The organism is Aeromonas popoffii (assembly GCF_000820025.1).
Classification (GTDB): Bacteria; Pseudomonadota; Gammaproteobacteria; order Enterobacterales; family Aeromonadaceae; genus Aeromonas; species Aeromonas popoffii.
Window position 1 is genome coordinate 97,119 of sequence record NZ_CDBI01000077.1, and the last position, 16,386, is coordinate 113,504.

Sequence of the window (16,386 nt, forward strand, 5' to 3'; positions counted from 1 at the left end):
TCTATCTCATAAATGGATACTAATCGAAACAGTTAGCCAGTGTTAGCCTGCGCCTCTTAAGTTCAGGAATCCCCCCAAAAATGAGTCAACACAAGAAGATCCCCCTGCTGGCCGCCATGGTGCTGGCCCTGCTCGGTCTGCTGTTCGCCGGTTACTGGTATCTGCATGGCCGCTATTTCGAGAGTACCGACAATGCCTACCTGCAGAGCGAGGTGACCGGGATCGGCTCCAAGCTGCCGGGCTACATCAGCGAGGTGTTGGTGACCGACAACCAGGCGGTGAAGACCGGTCAGCTGATCGCCAGGCTGGATGATCGGGAGTACAAGACCAAGGTGGCCGAGGCCGAAGCCGACCTGCGCCTCAATCAGGCGACAGCGGAGAATCTGGCCGCGACCCGCACCCAGCAGCTGAGCCTGATCCGTCAGGCCGAGGCCAAAGTCAGCTCTGCCACTGCCGAGCAGGTGCGCGCCCAGCAACAAGTGCAGCGCGTCAGCCAGCTCAACCAGCGCCATTACAGCTCGCAAGACAGCCTCGACGAGGTACGGGCTGGACTGCAGGTCAATCTGGCACAGGAGCAGGAGGCCCAAGCCGCCCTGCAAGCCGCCCGTGAACGACTGCTGGTGCTGGATGCCGAAGCCAAGCAGAACAAAGCCAGGCTGGCCCTGAGCGAGGCGCTGCTGGAGCAGGCCAAACTGGCGCTGACCTATACCGAGTTGCGGGCACCGGCCGATGGCATTATCGGCAAGCGCAGCCTGCGGGCCGGGCTCTATGTCCAATCCGGCATGCAGGTGGCCAGCCTGGTGCCGCTACAACAGGTGTGGGTCGAGGCCAACTTCAAGGAGACTCAGCTGCTCCACATGCAGCCGGGCCAGAAGGTGAAGGTGATCCTGGATGCTTATCCGGGTCAAGCCGTCGAGGGGATCATCGACAGCCTGGCCCCCGCCACCGGCGCCAGATTCGCCCTGCTGCCACCGGAAAACGCCACCGGCAACTTCACCAAGATAGTGCAGCGGGTGCCGGTCAAGATCCGCATCCCCGAGCCGGGCGCCCTGGCTGGCAAGCTGCTGCCGGGCCTCTCTACCGAGGTGATAGTGGACACCCGGGATCCCGAGCCCCTGGTCGCCGCCCACTGATGGAACCCATTCCACGTCGCAACTGGATCGCTGTCATGGGGGGTCTCATTGGCGCCTTCATGGCCATCCTCGACATCCAGATCACCAACGCCTCCCTGAAGGACATTCAGGGGGCCCTCTCCGCCACCCTGAGCGAGAGTTCCTGGATCTCCACCTCCTATCTGGTGGCGGAAATGATCGCCATCCCCCTGAGCGGCTGGTTCAGCAGGGGCCTGAGCGTGCGCCGCTATCTGCTGTGGACCACCGGCGCTTTCCTCATCGCCTCCGTGCTCTGCTCGTTCAGCTGGAACCTCACCAGCATGATCGTCTTCCGGGCATTGCAGGGCTTCACCGGCGGCGCCCTCATTCCCATGGCCTTCTCACTCATCGTCACCCTGTTGCCACTGCACAAGCGGGCCACCGGCATGGCGCTGTTCGGCATCTGTGCCACCTTCGCCCCCGCCATAGGCCCAACTCTGGGCGGCTGGCTGACCGAGCAGCTGTCGTGGCACTACATCTTCTATCTGAACGTGCCACCGGGACTGCTGGTGATGGCCATGCTGGCCCACGGGCTGGACAAGCAGCCGGTGGACTGGGAGGTGATCAAGCGGGTGGATCTCATCGGCATAGTCACCATGGCGATGGGGCTGGGCCTGCTGGAGGTGGTGCTGGAAGAGGGCAACCGGGAGGACTGGTTCGGTTCCAGCTTCATCGTGCGGCTCACCGTCATCTCGGTAGTGGCCCTGGTGTTCTTCGTCATCAGCCAGCTGCTTAGACGCCATCCGCTGGTCAACCTGCGGCTACTGCACAATCCGCGCTTCGCGCTGGCCTGCTTCGCCTATCTGGTGCTCGGCATGGCGCTGATGGGCTCCATCTATGTGCTGCCGCTCTACATGGCGCAGATCCACAACTACAACGCACTGGAAATCGGTGAAGTACTGATGTGGATGGGGCTGCCACAGCTGCTGGTGTTGCCGCTGGTGCCCAAACTGACCCACAAGATAGACCCGCGCTACCTGGTGAGTTTCGGCTTCCTGGTGTTTGCCATCAGCTGCTTCATGAACATGAACATGAGTGCCGACTACGCCGGCCCCCAGCTGATCCAGTCGCTGATAGTGCGGGCGTTGGGTCAACCCTTCATCATGGTGCCGCTCTCTCTGGTGGCGACCGCCAGCCTGACCCATGACGAGATCCCCTCCGCCTCGACCCTGCTCAACGTACTGCGCAACCTCGGCGGCGCGTTCGGCATCGCCATCATTGCGACCCTGATCGACAACGACACCCGCGTCCATGTCAGCCAGATCAGCAGCACCCTGGCCGCCAGTAGCATAGAGGGGCAGAGCTACCTGCTGCAGCTGGCCCAGAACATGATGGTGCAAGGCTCGGGTCCCGAGCTGGCACAGCAGCAGGCCCAGGCCATGCTGGCGAACACCATCAGCCGCGAGGCGGCCATCATGGCCTACAATCAGGTGTTTTACGTGATGGGCATCTTCCTGCTGATCGCCAGCGCCCTGATGCTGCTACTCAAGCAGCCAGCACCCAGGGCTGCCGACGCCGAGCCGCTCGAGGCATAGCAAGGGTCTGAAAACAGGCCCATTTTCCTTGCCGCGGATCATCACCCGCCGGCGAGGATCAGGGATCTAGTGCGAGCGATAAAAGGCACCGGCGCCTCTTCACCCTGCCAGCGAGGCGGCGATCAAAAACTGGGCGGCGAAGTAGCTGCTCATCACCCAGGCCGTCGCATGGGGGAAAGGGCGGCGGAAACGATCCAGCGCCAGCATGCTGTCGGAGAAGAGGAACATCAAGGCCCCCACCAGGGCGGCGGCACTGCCTGCAGTCAAGGAGGCGTGCCAGGCACCGGCGGCCACCCAGGCCATGCCAATGATCACCAGCATGTAACAGAGCACGGGGACCTTCATCTCCCCGAGTTTGCCCCACAACAGGCCGAACACCATGCCCGCCACCAGCAGCAACAGCAGGCCATCCATCAGCTTCAGCACCAGCGGCCCCTGGGCGAAACCGACTATGTAGCAGAGGTGCGCGACAAAAAATGCCGCCAGCCCCTGAATAAACCGATCGCTTGGCAGCATCAGCAGCACGTCTCCGGCCAGCGACAGGCAGAGGCCGAGCAGGATCCAGGCATGGGAGCCATCGTGGTCATAACCCTGATAGCCAAACGCCAGCGCAATGATGAGCAGCATGGTCAGCGGCTTGCTGATGTAGAACTGACGGGAGTCTGAGCCATAGGCCGCACGAATGTGCCACCAGCCCGATGCGATGATCAAGAAACTCAATAACATGCCCTGCTCCTCACGTGTTGCTCGCACTCATACGGCAACATCTTATTTACCGGGAGCAGAGTAGCAAATTCCCCCGCCCAGTGGCAGGGGTGCTCAGAACACCAGCCCTCTACACCTAAAGTCTAATTGCCTCGCCCCCCTTGCTGGGGCATAAGGAACGGGTCTGGAGGATCACCATGGAAGAAGCAATGAAAAACTATCTGCCCGCCATCGATATTATGATGTGCCATCTGGGGATCAGCTTCGAGCAGGCCTGCGAACAGCTTGGCCTCAGCCCGCAGGAGCAACAGGCGCTGGACCAGTTGCAGGATCCGCAAGAATAAGCCCCGACCGGGGAGATGAAAACGGCGCCTCGATGGCGCCGTTTTTATTGACCCTTGTTAGGCTCGCACCGCCCGTCGCCGTTGCAGCCCGACGATCAGCGCAAACAGCAAGAAACCGGGCAACCACATCAGCTCCTTGCGCCAGCGCTCGGTGGGCGCCTTGACGGTCAGGATCTCCTGATCGAACTCCAGCCCCATGGTGGCCGCCGGGCTGCCAAAGGCGATGTTGTCGATCAGCGTCTTGCCATCCTGTTCATAGAGGCTCAGCCCCAGATTGGCCAGCCGCTCCTCGCCATCCGCCCCATCCGGTACGGCGACCAGCAGGGTGAACTTGCGCGGTTTTCCGACCGCATCTTCACCCTGGACGCGCAGCCGCAGCGTGCTCTCTGCCTCCACTTCACCCATGGTTTTTGCCAACTCGGCGGGCGGGGTAACCCGATAGGGATCGTGCACCATGTCCATCCAGAAACCGGGGCGGAACAGGGTAAAGGCGACCAGCAGCAGCAATATGCTCTCGTACCAGCGGCTCTTCACCAGGAACCAGCCCTGGGTAGCAGCAGCGAAGATCAGCATGGCGATGGTCGCCACGATAAAGATCAGCACCCCGTGGGCAAAGTCCACATCGATCAGCAGCAGGTCGGTGTTGAAGATGAACAGGAACGGCAGCGCTGCGGTACGCAGGCTGTAGTAGAACGCCGTGATCCCGGTCTTGATGGGATCGCCCTTGGAGACGGCGGCTGCCGCGAACGAGGCCAGCCCCACCGGCGGCGTCACATCCGCCATGATGCCGAAGTAGAAGACGAACAGGTGCACGGCGATGAGCGGCACTATCAGGCCGTTCTGCTGCCCGAGCGTCACCACCACGGGCGCCAGCAGGCTGGAGACAACGATGTAGTTGGCTGTGGTGGGCAGCCCCATGCCGAGAATAAGGCTCAGAAAGGCGGTGAGCAGCAGCATCAGCAGCAGATTGCCCATGGAGAGCATCTCCACCAGATCGGCCAGTACCAAACCCACCCCGGTCTGGGAAACGGCGCCCACTATGATGCCTGCAGTGGCGGTCGCAATGCCGATACCGATCATGTTGCGGGCACCGGCCACCAGCCCCTCGCGCAGATCGATCAGACCGTCCTGCACTGAGCCGTAATCGTGCAGGCCATCACTGCGCAACCAGTTGAGCAGTGGCCGCTGGGTCAGCAGTATGATCACCAGCATGACGGTTCCCCAGAAGGCCGACAGCCCGGGCGAGAGCCGTTCAACCATCAGGCACCACACCAGCACCACCACGGGCAGCAGGAAGTGCAGACCGGAGAGCAGCACGGCGCGGGTGTTGGGCAACTCGGTCAGCGGTTTGTCCGGATCCTCTGCCGCCAGCGGTTCGTTGCTGGCGGCGATCTTCAGCAGTCCCAGATAGGCCAGCGCCAGCAGCAGGCTGATCCCCGGCAGGGCGAAGTCACCCAGCGCCGGTTTGAGCCAGCCCAGACCATAGTAAACCGCCATCGACAGGCCGCTGATGAGGGTGGCGCCAAAGGCAAAACCGGTCAGACGGCGCAGCCAGGGCTTGGGCTGATGGCCACCGATGGGCTGCATGCCGAGCTTGAGCGCTTCCAGATGGACGATGTAGAGCAGGGCTATGTAGGAGATGGTGGCCGGCAAGAAGGCATGCTTGATGATCTCGACGTAGGGAATGCCCACGTACTCCACCATCAGGAAGGCGGCCGCACCCATCACAGGGGGCATGATCTGGCCGTTGACCGAGGAGGCCACTTCCACTGCCCCCGCCTTCTCGGCGCTAAAGCCCACCTTCTTCATCATGGGAATGGTGAAGGTGCCCGTGGTCACCACGTTGGCAATCGACGAGCCTGAGATGAGGCCGGTCAGGCCAGAGGCCACCACTGCCGCCTTGGCTGGACCGCCGCGCAGGTGGCCAAGCAGGCTGAAGGCGAGCTGGATGAAGTAGTGACCGGCGCCGGCCCGCTCCAGCAGGGCGCCGAACAGCACGAACAGGAACACGAAGCTGGTGGAAACGCCGAGGGCAATCCCGAACACCCCTTCAGTGGTGATCCACTGATGGTTGGCCAGCGCGGTAAAGCTCACTCCTCGATGCGCCAGCAGGCCCGGCATCCAGGGTCCCGCCAGGCTATACGCGAGAAACAGCAGGGCGATGATCGCCAGCGCCGGCCCCAGAGCACGGCGCGCCGCTTCCAGCAGCAACGGCAAACCGATGCAAGCGGTGATCAGATCTTCGGTGGTCAGGCTGCCCGGCCGCAGGGCCAGCGCCTGGTACATCACAAACAGGTAGCAAGCCGCCCCGGCGGCGATGAGCCCCAAGGCTATGTCGCCGAGCGGCACCCGATCCCGTGGCGATGAACGAAACGCCGGAAACACCAGATAGGCCAGCAGCAGGGCGAAGGTGAGGTGAATGGCGCGGGTTTCGGTGTCATTGAGTACGCCAAAGCCCAACATGAAGGGCAGCGGCGAGGCGATCCAGAGCTGGAACAGAGACCAGGCCAGCGCCAGTGTGGTGATGAGCCCGCCCATGAGGCCGAACGGCAGACGAGCGCCCACATCCTGGGCGATCAGTTCCTCGGTAGAGAGTTGTTTATCTTGCATAGGGTTAACTTGTGCCAACGAGTACAACAAGAGCGACACCCGCCCCCGCAATTGGGCTGCGGCTGACGGGTGTCGAAGAGAGTGACCTGGGCCCTTGGGCCGTCAATCAGAGCCAGCCGCGCTCCTTGTAGTAGCGGGCAGCCCCTTCATGCAGCGGCGCAGAGAGTCCCACCTTGATCATGTCGGCCTCTTGCAGGTCGGCGAAGGCCGGGTGCAGGCGCTTGAAGCGATCCAGGTTGCCGAACACCGACTTGACCAGCTGATAGACCACTTCCGGATCTGTCTTGGCGCTGGTGGAGAGCACCGCCTTGCCGCCGATAGACGGGGTTGGCTGGTCGCTGCCCTTGTAGATGCCGCCAGGGATTTCAGCCTTGCTGTAGTAGCTCTTCTCGGCCAGCAGCTTGTCGATATCCGCGCCGGTCACCGGTACCAGTACCGCATCGGTCGTGGTGGAGGCTTCCTGGATGGCGCCGTTCGGGTGACCGACGAAGTAGCTCATGGCGTCGATGTTGTTGTCGCCGAGGGCGGAGGCCTGCTCGGCCGGTTTCAGTTCGGAGACCAGGCCGAAGTCACCCTTCTTCCAACCTTTGACCGCCATTATCTCTTCCATGGTGTCACGCTGGCCGGAGCCCGGGTTGCCGATGTTGACGCGCTTGCCCTTCATGTCGTCGAAGCCGGCGATGTTGGCATCACGGCGCGCCAGTATGGTGAACACTTCGCTCTGCAGGGAGAGGACGGCACGCATGTCATCCATGGCCCCTTCAGCCTGGAAGGGGGGCAGGCCTTTCATCGCCTTGTATTGATGGTCGGACTGCATGATACCGAAGTTGAACTCACCGCTGCGGATACCGTTGACGTTGGCCACACCGCCACCGCTGGCCGGGGCGTTGCACTTGATCTGGTGATCGGCAACGCCGCGATTGAGGAAGCGGCAGATAGACTGGCCAGCGACATAGTAAACACCGGTCTGACCGCCAGTGCCTATGGTCACGAAGCGCTCCTGCGCCTGCAGCGGACCACCAAACGAAACACCGACCAGGGCAGCCGACAGGGCACACGCCAGGGAAAATCCTTTCATGTTGTTCATCCTTTTTGATTGATTCAGCTCGCCCGTTCCACGGGCGAATGCCGGACAAACCACCGTTCTGCACCGGTGGTCATCCATGACCTCTATATGAGGAATCGGGTGAACGGCGAGCGTTCCCCAAAAAGCCACCAGCATCCTGTGGTGAGACAGTCGGCGTCATGCCAACCGAAGATAATTGACCCGGAGGGGATCAATCAAAGCGTCATAGCGGCTTCGATTAAGCACATGGAGCCAACATAAATCAAACAAAAACACAAAATGATGGATATGAATGACGAGAAATTTGAAGCCGATCATTAATTTACTGCTCGGGGATTAATTGGATGTGCTACCGGTTGGCAGGCGGGAGGATAGAGATAAGATTCTTTTGCAGCCCTTTACTGGCAAGGGCTGCAACCTTGTTGACTTATGCTTTTGGCTTGGCCAGATCCAGGATAAACGCAAACTCCAGCGCGATATCCTCATAAGCCTTAAAGCGACCGGACTTGCCGCCGTGACCGGCATCCATGTCGGTATTCAGCAACAACTTGTTATCATCCGTCTTCAGCTCGCGCAGCTTGGCCACCCACTTGGCAGGCTCCCAATACTGTACCTGGGAGTCATGCAGCCCCGTGGTCACCAGCATGTTCGGGTAGGCCTGTGCCTTGACCTGATCGTAGGGGCTATAAGCCTTCATGTAGTCGTAATAACGCTTCTGGTTCGGGTTGCCCCACTCGTCGTACTCCCCGGTGGTGAGGGGAATGGATTCGTCGAGCATGGTAGTGACCACGTCGACAAAGGGCACCTGAGCCACCACGCCACGATAGAGCTGGGGCGCCTGATTGATGACAGCCCCCATCAGCAGGCCGCCGGCGCTGCCGCCCATGGCGTAGACCTGATCCCTGGCGCCATAACCCTGCGCCATCAGCGCCTCGGTCACGTCGATGAAGTCGTTGAAGGTATTCTGCTTTTTCAGCAGTTTGCCGTCTTCATACCAGTGGCGGCCCAGCTCCTCGCCGCCCCGAATGTGGGCGATGGCATAGACGAAGCCCCGGTCCAGCAGGCTCAGGCGAGCCGTGCTGAAATCGGGATCCATGCTGGCGCCGTAAGAGCCATAGCCGTAGACCAGTAACGGATTTTTTTGCGACCCGGCACTCTCTTTCTTGAACAGATCCGTGCGATAGACCAGCGACACCGGCACGGTCACCCCATCGCGGGCGGTCACCCAGAGGCGCTCGCTGGCATACAGCTCCGGCTTGAAGCCCGCCACCGCTTGCTGTTTGAGCAGGGTACGCTTGCCGCTGGCCATATCCAGCTCATAGGTGGACGACGGTGTGGTCATGGAGGAGTAACCGTAGCGCAGCTGGCTGGTCTCCGGTTCCGGGTTGTAGGCAAGCCAGGTGACATAGGCGGGATCGTCGAAGGCGATCTCTTTCTGCTCGCCGCTCTGCCAGTTGATCTGACGCAGCCGGGTCAGCCCCTGATTGCGCTCCTCCAGCACCAGCCACTCCTTGAACAGGGCATAGCTCTCCAGCAACACGTCCGGATTGGGGGCAATCACCGCCTTCCAGCGCTCGACCGGGCTCTCCTTGGTCTCGTACAGGCCGAAGTTCTTGCCGTCCTTGTTGGATCGCACATAAAAGCGACCACGGTAGTGATCCAGGCTGTATTCGTGATCCACCTGACGGGGCAGGAACAGCCGTGGAGCCTGGGTCGGCACGTTGGCGTCGATGAGGCGCGCCTCGCCCGTGGTGGTGCTGGAGAGGGCGATGACGATGAAATCTTCCGAGGTGGTGGCGTAGAGGCTGACGTAGAAGGTGTCATCCTTCTCCTCATACACCAGAGTGTCTTTCGCCGGATCCGAGCCAAGCTCATGGCGATAGACCTGATAGGGCAACAGGGTCTTGGGGTGTTTGCGCACATAGAACACCGTCTTGCTGTCGTTGGCCCACACCAGGTTGCCCGAGGTGTTCGGAAGCGACTCGGCCGCCCACTTGCCGCTCTCCAGATCGAGGAACTGGATCTGGTACTGGCGGCGAGAGAGGAAATCTTCCGCCACCGCCAGCCAGCGGTTGTTGCGGCTCACCTCCAGGGCGCCAAGGGCGTAGAACTCGTGCCCCTCTGCGCGCTGGTTGCTGTCGAGCATCAGCTCGGGCTCCTGCGACCCTTCCACCTTGCTGCGGGAATAGATGCCGTACTCCTTGCCCGGCTCATAGCGGGTCTGGTAACGGTAGCCATTCTTCACATAGGGTACGGACTCATCCTGCTGGGGAATGCGGGCCACCATCTCCTGGTAGAGCTGGTCTCGCAGCGGCCTGGTTGGCTTGAGCATGGCCTCGGTATAGGCGTTCTCCGCCTCCAGGTAGGCCAGCACCTCGGGTTTCTGGCGCTCGTCATCGCGCAGCCAATAGTAGTTGTCGACCCGGGTATCTCCGTGTTTCTTGATGGTGTGAGGGTGTTTGGTGGCCACGGGAGGCTGGATAAGGGTATCGCTTGTGGGCATGGCGGACTCATCATTGGCATATGAACAGGGAACGGCGGCCAGGCAAGCCAGCAGCAGAAGCCCTCGGGAAAAGGTAAACATGTCGCATCCTTTGCGCTTTAAAAGGGTTAGCAGACCTGAGCCTTGGCTCCTTGGATAGGGGATCAATCTGCCCCTTGTCGCCCCCAGTTGCAAGTTATCACCCCGTAAAACCCGCAAGAACAGGTAAAAGGGCCGCTATCTCGCGACAGCGGCCCTCAAACCTGACCATGAGCGACACAGGTTCGCTCAGGTGTGCCTCACATGATGGAGTCGTGCCTGCTCATGGCCAGTTTGCGTCAGCCGGAGTAGCTCGACCAGACCCTGGTCGCGCCCTCATCACTGATGCTCAGCACCTGGTAGGGCTGACCCGGAATATCCATGCCTGGCGCACTCTGGGGCATGCCCGGAATGGTCAGGCCGCGGATCGCCGGTTTTTCCTTGAGCAGCTTCTGCACATCGGCGGCGGGTACATGCCCCTCCACCACATAGCCATTCACCACACCCGTGTGGCAGGACGCCAGCTGCGGTGTGATGCCGTACTGCTGCTTGATGGGATCGAGCTGCTCGGTTTCGACAACCTTGACCTCAAAGCCGTTCTCTTCCATGTGCTTGATCCAGGTCTTGCAACAGCCGCAATACTGGGACTTGTAGACGGTCATCTGCTCCGCGGCCAGGGCGGAGAAGCTGACGGTACCGGCCAGCAGGGCCAGTAACAGGGACTTGTACATAACTCACCTCAGATAAGAAGAAATACCCAAAAAAACAGGGGAACTCGACTCAACCGGGATGACGGGGAGGACGATCCAGCCGCTCGAGCGGCACCTCAGGCGTGAACAGGGAGGGGGAGAGAAACTGTGGCATATCCGGTTCCAGCACGGCCACCGTCAGGCTGTCGCTGGTGAGCACCGTCATGGCCAGCGCCGAGGTGAAGCTGCCGCATGGCATGGCCTTCTCCAGGGTGCGCTCGCTCTGGCTGCAATGGGGCGTCAGAGTACAGAGATCGGTCGCCGCCCGGCTGCCAAACGACATCAGCACCATCAGCAGACTCCACAGAGGGAGCCAGCGGCGGGCGCGAGCAAGTTGGCGACGGGTCAGAACCATGACATGACTCATTGATCGGAGGAACCCCATGGTAACCCCTGGCCCAGGGGGAGGGTCAAGCCCTCCCCTCTATGGTTGGATGTAAGTAGTCTGGCGGGGCGCGATTCACCCACGTATCCCCGCGTCCGGCGTTGCGCAATCTGATCCCGGAACTGGCGGGCTATTGCGCTTCTTGCTAACGTCGCAGCTCAATACATCTTCTTTTCACCGGTATTAGGCCCATCTTCAGGTTATGACCCCATGAAACGCATTCTGGTTATCTTTTCACACCCGGCCCTGCAGAGCTCCAGGGCCAACAAGCAGCTGCTGCAAGCTGTCTCCGACCTGGAGGGGGTCACGGTGCACGACCTCTACCAGCACTACCCGGACATGTTCATCAATGTGAAGCGGGAGCAGGCCCTGCTGTCGGAACACGACATCATCGTCTTTCAGCACCCCTTCTACTGGTACTCCTGCCCCGCCATCATGAAGGAGTGGATGGATCTGGTGCTGGAGTATGGTTACGCCTACGGCCCCGAGTCCCACGCCCTCAAGGGCAAGCAGTGGCTGAGTGCCATCACCACGGGGGGTGCCCCCGACTCCTATTGCAGCGAAGGCTACAACAGCCGTCCGCTGCTCGACTTCCTGCTGCCGTTCCAGCAAACGGCGCAGCTGTGCGGCATGAGCTGGCTGCCACCGTTCGTGCTGCACTCCTTTCACAAGATCAAGGATCCGAAGGCGCTGCGTCGCTGTGGCCAGGATTATCGCCAGCTGCTGTGTGCCCTGCGCGACGAGCAACTGACCCCGGCCCAGCTCGGCGGCAGCCCCTATCTGCGGGATCTGCTGGAGGTGCTCTCATGAAACACTGCCTGTCATTTGGCCGACCCTATGAGCCGGGCCAGAAATTCGAACGGAGGGCTGGCTGATGGGTCACGGATTAATGTTTGATGCGCTTATCTACCTCTCGGCGGCGGTGATCGCCGTGCCGCTGGCCAAGCGCTGGGGACTGGGGTCCGTACTCGGCTACCTGCTGGCGGGCATCATCATAGGTCCCTTCCTGCTCGGGCTGGTGGGACAGCAGAAGGATGTGATGCACTTCGCCGAGTTCGGCGTGGTGCTGATGCTGTTTCTGGTCGGGCTGGAGCTGCGCCCTGCCCTGCTGTGGCAACTGAAGGGGCCCATCCTCGGCACCGGTGGCCTGCAGGTACTGCTCACCACAGGGGCCCTGACCGGGGTGGCTCATCTCATCGGCCTGCCCTGGCAACAGGGGCTGGCCATAGGTCTCATCCTGGCGCTATCGTCCACTGCCATCGTGCTGCAGAGTCTGCAAGAGCGCAAGCTGATGCAGAGCGAGAGCGGCCGCTCTGCCTTTGCAGTACTGCTGTTCCAGGATATCGCCGTCATTCCCATCTTGGCGATCCTGCCACTGCTCGCCATCGCGCCGGTGGCCAGCAATGGCGGCTCCGAGCTGGCTGGCTGGCAACACGGCCTGCTGGTGGTGGCGGCCATCTCCGGCATAGTGCTGGGTGGCCACTACCTGATGCGGCCGGTGTTTCGGGCCATAGCCCAATCCCACATGCGGGAGATCTTCGTCGCTGCCGCCCTGCTGCTGGTGATTGCCATCGCCGTGTTGATGGAGTCGGTGGGGCTCTCCCCGGCGCTGGGCTCCTTCCTTGCCGGGGTGGTACTGGCCGACAGCGAATATCGCCACGAACTGGAGGCGGACATAGAGCCGTTCAAGGGACTCTTGCTCGGCCTGTTCTTCATGTCGGTAGGGGCCGGTATCAACTTCAGCCTGTTTGCCGAACACCCTTTCCTTATTCCGACGCTGGTGGTGGGGCTGATGGTGCTTAAATGGCTGGTGCTGATGGCGCTTGGCTTCATTATCCGCATCTCGCCGAGCCAGCGCTGGACCTTCGCGCTGGCGCTGGCACAAGGGGGGGAATTTGCCTTCGTGCTCTTCTCGTTTGCCGCCCAGAACAGGGTGCTACCCGGCGAGACCATTTCACTACTGACGTTAGTCGTGGCACTCTCCATGGCGCTGACGCCGCTCTTGCTGATCCTCAACGATCGGGTGATCCAGCCCTGGTTCGATTACCGTACCCACAGCGACGCACCGCAACACGAGCAGCCTGAGCTGGTGGAACACCCCGTCATCATCGCTGGCTTCGGCCGCTTCGGCCAGATAGTGGGGCGTCTGCTGCATGGCCACGGCATCGGCACCACCATCCTCGAGCAGGATGCCAGTCAGATAGAGATGCTGCGCAAGTACGGCTACCAGGTGTTCTATGGCGATGCCAGCCGGCTCGACCTGTTGCATGCCGCCGGCGCCCACAAGGCCAAACTGCTGGTGCTCTCTATCAACGATCCAGCCACCTCGCTCGAAGTAATTGAAATGGTGAAGAAACATTTCCCGCACCTTAAGATACTGGCGCGAGCCCAAGACAGACCTCACGCTCACGAGATCCTGCGCCAGGGCGTAGGCAGCGTGTATCGGGAAACCCTGGGTTCCGCCGTGGATCTGGGGGTGGAAGCCCTGACCCAGCTGGGATTTAGAGCCAACCAGGCCTGGCGGGCAGGACAGACCTTCAAACAGCACGACAACTGGTTGCTGCGGGAGCAGGTCAACTACCTGGACGACGAACACACCTATATCAACAAGAGCCTGCAATACCGGGATATCCTCTCCGATCTGTTGCAAGACGATCAGGAAGGACAGGAGCGTATTCACGCTCACAACTGGAACAGCGGACTGCCCGACAACGACAAGGAAGCAATATGATTGCCTATTACCCCATGCTCAAACATCTGCATATGACTCTAGCCATCGTCAGCCTGCTGCTGTTTGTCTATCGCTGGATGCTCTCTCTCAACAGCAGTCCGCGCCTGCAACAGCGCTGGCTGAAGATAGCGCCCCACGTCAACGACACCTTTTTGCTGCTGTTCGGGTTCCTGTTGGCGGTCACGCTGCAGATGAGCCCGGGCCAGCAGCCCTGGCTGATGGCCAAGCTGATCGCACTGGTGGTCTACATAGGTCTCGGCGTCATGGCGCTCAAGCGACCAGCCCGCAACCAGAAGCTGGTGGCCGGTGCCGCCGCGCTGGCCGTCTTCGGCTACATGGTGGGTGCAGCCATCACCAAGTCAGCCTGGTCCTGGCTGGCCTGATCACAGAGCTTCATCTGGTGGAGGGGCCGAGCCCCTCCACATCATCTACTGCCTCTTCCTGCTATTTTTATTTTTTCCTCTCCAAAAAAACCGCAAGACAGCACTTTAATTTGCGATTTTCGCATCATTTAAAAGCCTCGATTGATCCCCGCCAAAACACATATTGGTTTTAATATCATCTAGTTACAGCATTTTGTATGAAAATGGCGACAGTTGTCGCAGCAAAAGTTGCGACATAGACTGTCGCAAGTCATGGCTAGGATACACTCAACGCTAAACCAGTGAAGGCATGCACCATGAGTAAGAAGCTGTTACGACAACTGACCTTGGCGCGTTGCATCCCGCACCGCCCTTACAAGCTGACCGCCAGCCAACTCCAGGTAAAACTGGAAGAGGAAGGTATACACGTCAGTCTGCGTACCGTGCAACGGGACCTGGAGGAGATGTCCGGCATGGGGTTGTTCGACCTCACTTCGGATGAACGCAGCAAACCCCACGGCTGGTGCTTCGAGCGCCATGGACTCAACGACTTCGCCAACATAATGCCGCTATCTCTGGCGGTGGCCCTGAAAACCTGGAGTGATCAGGCAAGCCAACTGCTGCCAGCAAGTGTGTTGACCGAATTAAACCCGCTGGTCGACAAGGCCAGTCAGGTGATCCGCGACAGCCAGAGTGAACTGGCCGAACGCTGGCTTGAAAGCGTGCATCAGTCACCGCGCCCGTTTGCCGGCAACCCTGAGATCCGTCGCAGCACCCTGATCCGCGATGCCCTCTGGCGTGGTCGCAAATTCAGTGCCGAGATCCAGCGTGTCATCAAGGAACGTACCGTATGGCTCTGCTATGACCGCATCAATCCCCTCGGCATTCTGAATCAGGCCGACGGTCCCATACTGCTCTGTACCTTGTCCGAGCTGGATCCCAAGGTGTACGGCATACCGTTCGATCACATCAAGGGTGTGGAACTGACCAACTTCAGCGCGACCCAGCCGAAGGACTTCAATGTCCAGAAGCTGATCCGCGATCAGGGCTATCAGGACGTCAGTGGCCCAATCCGCTTCGTCGGTCGTATCGATGCCAACTGCCCGACGCTGGTCGATGGACAGATCCCGGGCCACAACCCGCGCATGACCCGCTACGATAAACGCAGCGTGGTAGTGGAGACCGAAGTACAGGACACCCCTGAATTTCGCACCTGGTTGAACAACATGAGCGGCAACCTGGAAGTATTGGCGCCAGAGTCGCTGCGCAAGGCATATCCCACGCCTGGCAGCCGAGTCAGCTAACCCAAAAAAGCCGAGCTCAGCCTCGGCTTTTTGTATGCTTTTCAAGCATGTTTTTTCAACTACTTTTTAACTCTTATCCGCTGAATTGAGCCCCTTTGTACCCTCGTTTTCCCCCAGTTTTTGCGTGTGAGAGATCCGCCATCACTGCTGTAAGAGGCCGCTGTGTTGACCCGTACGCGAAGGCGTCTTTGAATCTACACGCTTTCCAATGAAACAAACTAAGTTGATGATATATATATATTTACATTGTTAATGACTAGGTTTGATCAAGCTGGCTCATACTGATAACCGCCCAAACGCCCTTGTTCCTCTGTGGGGTTCCCTTAATATGGGCGTCACAGGGATGGAGCTGGTTCGGCAGGATGCAGGAACAGCGCATAAACAGGGAATAATCCACAGGACGTGGCCAAGGACACCTCAGGATGAGGCAGAGCGGTACGGATTACTACTCTTCAGGAAGAACAGGACCTCGCCCGATGCGAGTAGGACAGCTTCAGGATGAAGCGGGATAGCTAGGATGGTTATCTGTCAGGACGACGCAAGGAACACCACAGAATGTGGTAACGGACACCTCCAGGATGGAGAGAGTGCAGCAATCAGGATCGATTGCCAGGCTAGGATGGCCACAGGACACCTCAACGGATTGGGAAGGGGATATTCCGAAGGATTAGGATAAAGTCAGGGATTGCAGGGAGCGTTGCAGTTCATGGACTGGACTAGATGACTTGAGGGGACGGCAACTGCCGTCCCCTTTTCTTTTGCCTCTTTACAACTCTTGGCGGTAGAGTTTGAAAAGCAGTTCAATGTTCAACAACAGAGTGTCTAGAAAACCCGGGGCCTAGTTGCCAGTAGCAAGTCGTGACCTTTCTGATGCCCCTCGCATCCTTATTCCCGTTCACAAATGCCAAAAAGCAAAAAGGCCT

The 16,386-nt window shown here is 60.0% G+C and carries 13 protein-coding genes; 7 read left to right on the forward strand and 6 right to left on the reverse strand.

All coding sequences use genetic code 11. The features are described 5' to 3' along the window. Positions 1–80 precede the first annotated feature (80 nt). Together BN1129_RS16710 and BN1129_RS16715 are read left to right on the forward strand one after the other, a co-directional pair. The gene (locus BN1129_RS16710; protein ID WP_042038026.1) at positions 81–1,133 is read left to right on the forward strand and encodes an HlyD family secretion protein; all 1,053 of its coding nucleotides are present in this window, start codon (positions 81–83) and stop codon (positions 1,131–1,133) included. Next, positions 1,133–2,686, forward strand: a complete 1,554-nt coding sequence (locus tag BN1129_RS16715) for a DHA2 family efflux MFS transporter permease subunit (RefSeq protein ID WP_042038027.1) — start codon at positions 1,133–1,135, stop codon at positions 2,684–2,686. Before BN1129_RS16710 ends, BN1129_RS16715 begins: the two co-directional genes overlap by 1 nt. Positions 2,687–2,785: 99 nt before the next feature. On the opposite strand, the gene BN1129_RS16720 is transcribed toward BN1129_RS16715, so the two are convergent. Further along, positions 2,786–3,412: a lysoplasmalogenase gene (locus BN1129_RS16720; RefSeq protein WP_042038029.1), complete on the reverse strand. Its 627-nt coding sequence runs from the start codon at positions 3,410–3,412 to the stop codon at positions 2,786–2,788. A 176-nt stretch (positions 3,413–3,588) separates the two neighbouring features. On the opposite strand from BN1129_RS16720, the gene BN1129_RS23540 reads away from it, so the two are divergent. After that, positions 3,589–3,735: a hypothetical protein gene (locus tag BN1129_RS23540; protein WP_108537241.1), complete on the forward strand. Its 147-nt coding sequence runs from the start codon at positions 3,589–3,591 to the stop codon at positions 3,733–3,735. Between the two features lie 57 nt (positions 3,736–3,792). Here the strand turns inward: BN1129_RS23540 and BN1129_RS16725 are convergent, their stop codons facing one another. The 5 genes from BN1129_RS16725 to BN1129_RS16745 form a co-directional block, all read right to left on the reverse strand. After that, a complete protein-coding gene (locus BN1129_RS16725; RefSeq protein WP_042038030.1) occupies positions 3,793–6,345 on the reverse strand; it encodes a TRAP transporter permease in 2,553 nt (850 codons plus the stop codon). A 106-nt stretch (positions 6,346–6,451) separates the two neighbouring features. Then, positions 6,452–7,423, reverse strand: a complete 972-nt coding sequence (locus BN1129_RS16730) for a TAXI family TRAP transporter solute-binding subunit (RefSeq protein ID WP_042038032.1) — start codon at positions 7,421–7,423, stop codon at positions 6,452–6,454. 415 nt (positions 7,424–7,838) lie between these two features. Beyond that, positions 7,839–9,995, reverse strand: coding sequence for a S9 family peptidase (locus tag BN1129_RS16735; RefSeq protein ID WP_042038034.1), 2,157 nt, complete (start codon positions 9,993–9,995; stop codon positions 7,839–7,841). A 236-nt stretch (positions 9,996–10,231) separates the two neighbouring features. After that, positions 10,232–10,663, reverse strand: a complete 432-nt coding sequence (locus BN1129_RS16740; protein WP_042038036.1) for a DUF411 domain-containing protein — start codon at positions 10,661–10,663, stop codon at positions 10,232–10,234. Positions 10,664–10,712: 49 nt separating this feature from the next. Continuing rightward, positions 10,713–11,036: a hypothetical protein gene (locus BN1129_RS16745; protein ID WP_042038037.1), complete on the reverse strand. Its 324-nt coding sequence runs from the start codon at positions 11,034–11,036 to the stop codon at positions 10,713–10,715. Positions 11,037–11,276: 240 nt separating this feature from the next. Between BN1129_RS16745 and kefF the strand changes: the two genes are divergently transcribed. From kefF to BN1129_RS16765, 4 genes are all read left to right on the forward strand, one after another. After that, on the forward strand, positions 11,277–11,876 hold the full coding sequence (kefF, locus tag BN1129_RS16750) for a glutathione-regulated potassium-efflux system oxidoreductase KefF (RefSeq protein ID WP_042038039.1): 600 nt from the start codon (positions 11,277–11,279) through the stop codon (positions 11,874–11,876). Positions 11,877–11,940: 64 nt separating this feature from the next. Continuing rightward, positions 11,941–13,797 (forward strand): monovalent cation:proton antiporter-2 (CPA2) family protein, encoded by a 1,857-nt coding sequence (locus tag BN1129_RS16755; RefSeq protein WP_042038041.1) that lies wholly within the window; start codon positions 11,941–11,943, stop codon positions 13,795–13,797. Further along, a complete protein-coding gene (locus BN1129_RS16760; protein ID WP_042038043.1) occupies positions 13,794–14,180 on the forward strand; it encodes a SirB2 family protein in 387 nt (128 codons plus the stop codon). The genes BN1129_RS16755 and BN1129_RS16760 overlap by 4 nt, the downstream gene beginning before the upstream one ends. 296 nt (positions 14,181–14,476) lie before the next feature. Then, positions 14,477–15,463 (forward strand): helix-turn-helix transcriptional regulator, encoded by a 987-nt coding sequence (locus BN1129_RS16765; protein WP_042038046.1) that lies wholly within the window; start codon positions 14,477–14,479, stop codon positions 15,461–15,463. The last annotated feature ends 923 nt before the right edge of the window (positions 15,464–16,386 follow it).

Bases quoted from the DNA above. Each gene is read 5' to 3' on its own strand.
- BN1129_RS16710 (WP_042038026.1), top strand. From the start codon at position 81: ATGAGTCAACACAAGAAGATCCCCCTGCTGGCCGCCATGGTGCTGGCC.
- BN1129_RS16715 (WP_042038027.1), top strand. From the start codon at position 1,133: ATGGAACCCATTCCACGTCGCAACTGGATCGCTGTCATGGGGGGTCTC.
- BN1129_RS16720 (WP_042038029.1), bottom strand. From the start codon at position 3,412: ATGTTATTGAGTTTCTTGATCATCGCATCGGGCTGGTGGCACATTCGT.
- BN1129_RS23540 (WP_108537241.1), top strand. From the start codon at position 3,589: ATGGAAGAAGCAATGAAAAACTATCTGCCCGCCATCGATATTATGATG.
- BN1129_RS16725 (WP_042038030.1), bottom strand. From the start codon at position 6,345: ATGCAAGATAAACAACTCTCTACCGAGGAACTGATCGCCCAGGATGTG.
- BN1129_RS16730 (WP_042038032.1), bottom strand. From the start codon at position 7,423: ATGAAAGGATTTTCCCTGGCGTGTGCCCTGTCGGCTGCCCTGGTCGGT.
- BN1129_RS16735 (WP_042038034.1), bottom strand. From the start codon at position 9,995: ATGTTTACCTTTTCCCGAGGGCTTCTGCTGCTGGCTTGCCTGGCCGCC.
- BN1129_RS16740 (WP_042038036.1), bottom strand. From the start codon at position 10,663: ATGTACAAGTCCCTGTTACTGGCCCTGCTGGCCGGTACCGTCAGCTTC.
- BN1129_RS16745 (WP_042038037.1), bottom strand. From the start codon at position 11,036: ATGGTTCTGACCCGTCGCCAACTTGCTCGCGCCCGCCGCTGGCTCCCT.
- kefF (WP_042038039.1), top strand. From the start codon at position 11,277: ATGAAACGCATTCTGGTTATCTTTTCACACCCGGCCCTGCAGAGCTCC.
- BN1129_RS16755 (WP_042038041.1), top strand. From the start codon at position 11,941: ATGGGTCACGGATTAATGTTTGATGCGCTTATCTACCTCTCGGCGGCG.
- BN1129_RS16760 (WP_042038043.1), top strand. From the start codon at position 13,794: ATGATTGCCTATTACCCCATGCTCAAACATCTGCATATGACTCTAGCC.
- BN1129_RS16765 (WP_042038046.1), top strand. From the start codon at position 14,477: ATGAGTAAGAAGCTGTTACGACAACTGACCTTGGCGCGTTGCATCCCG.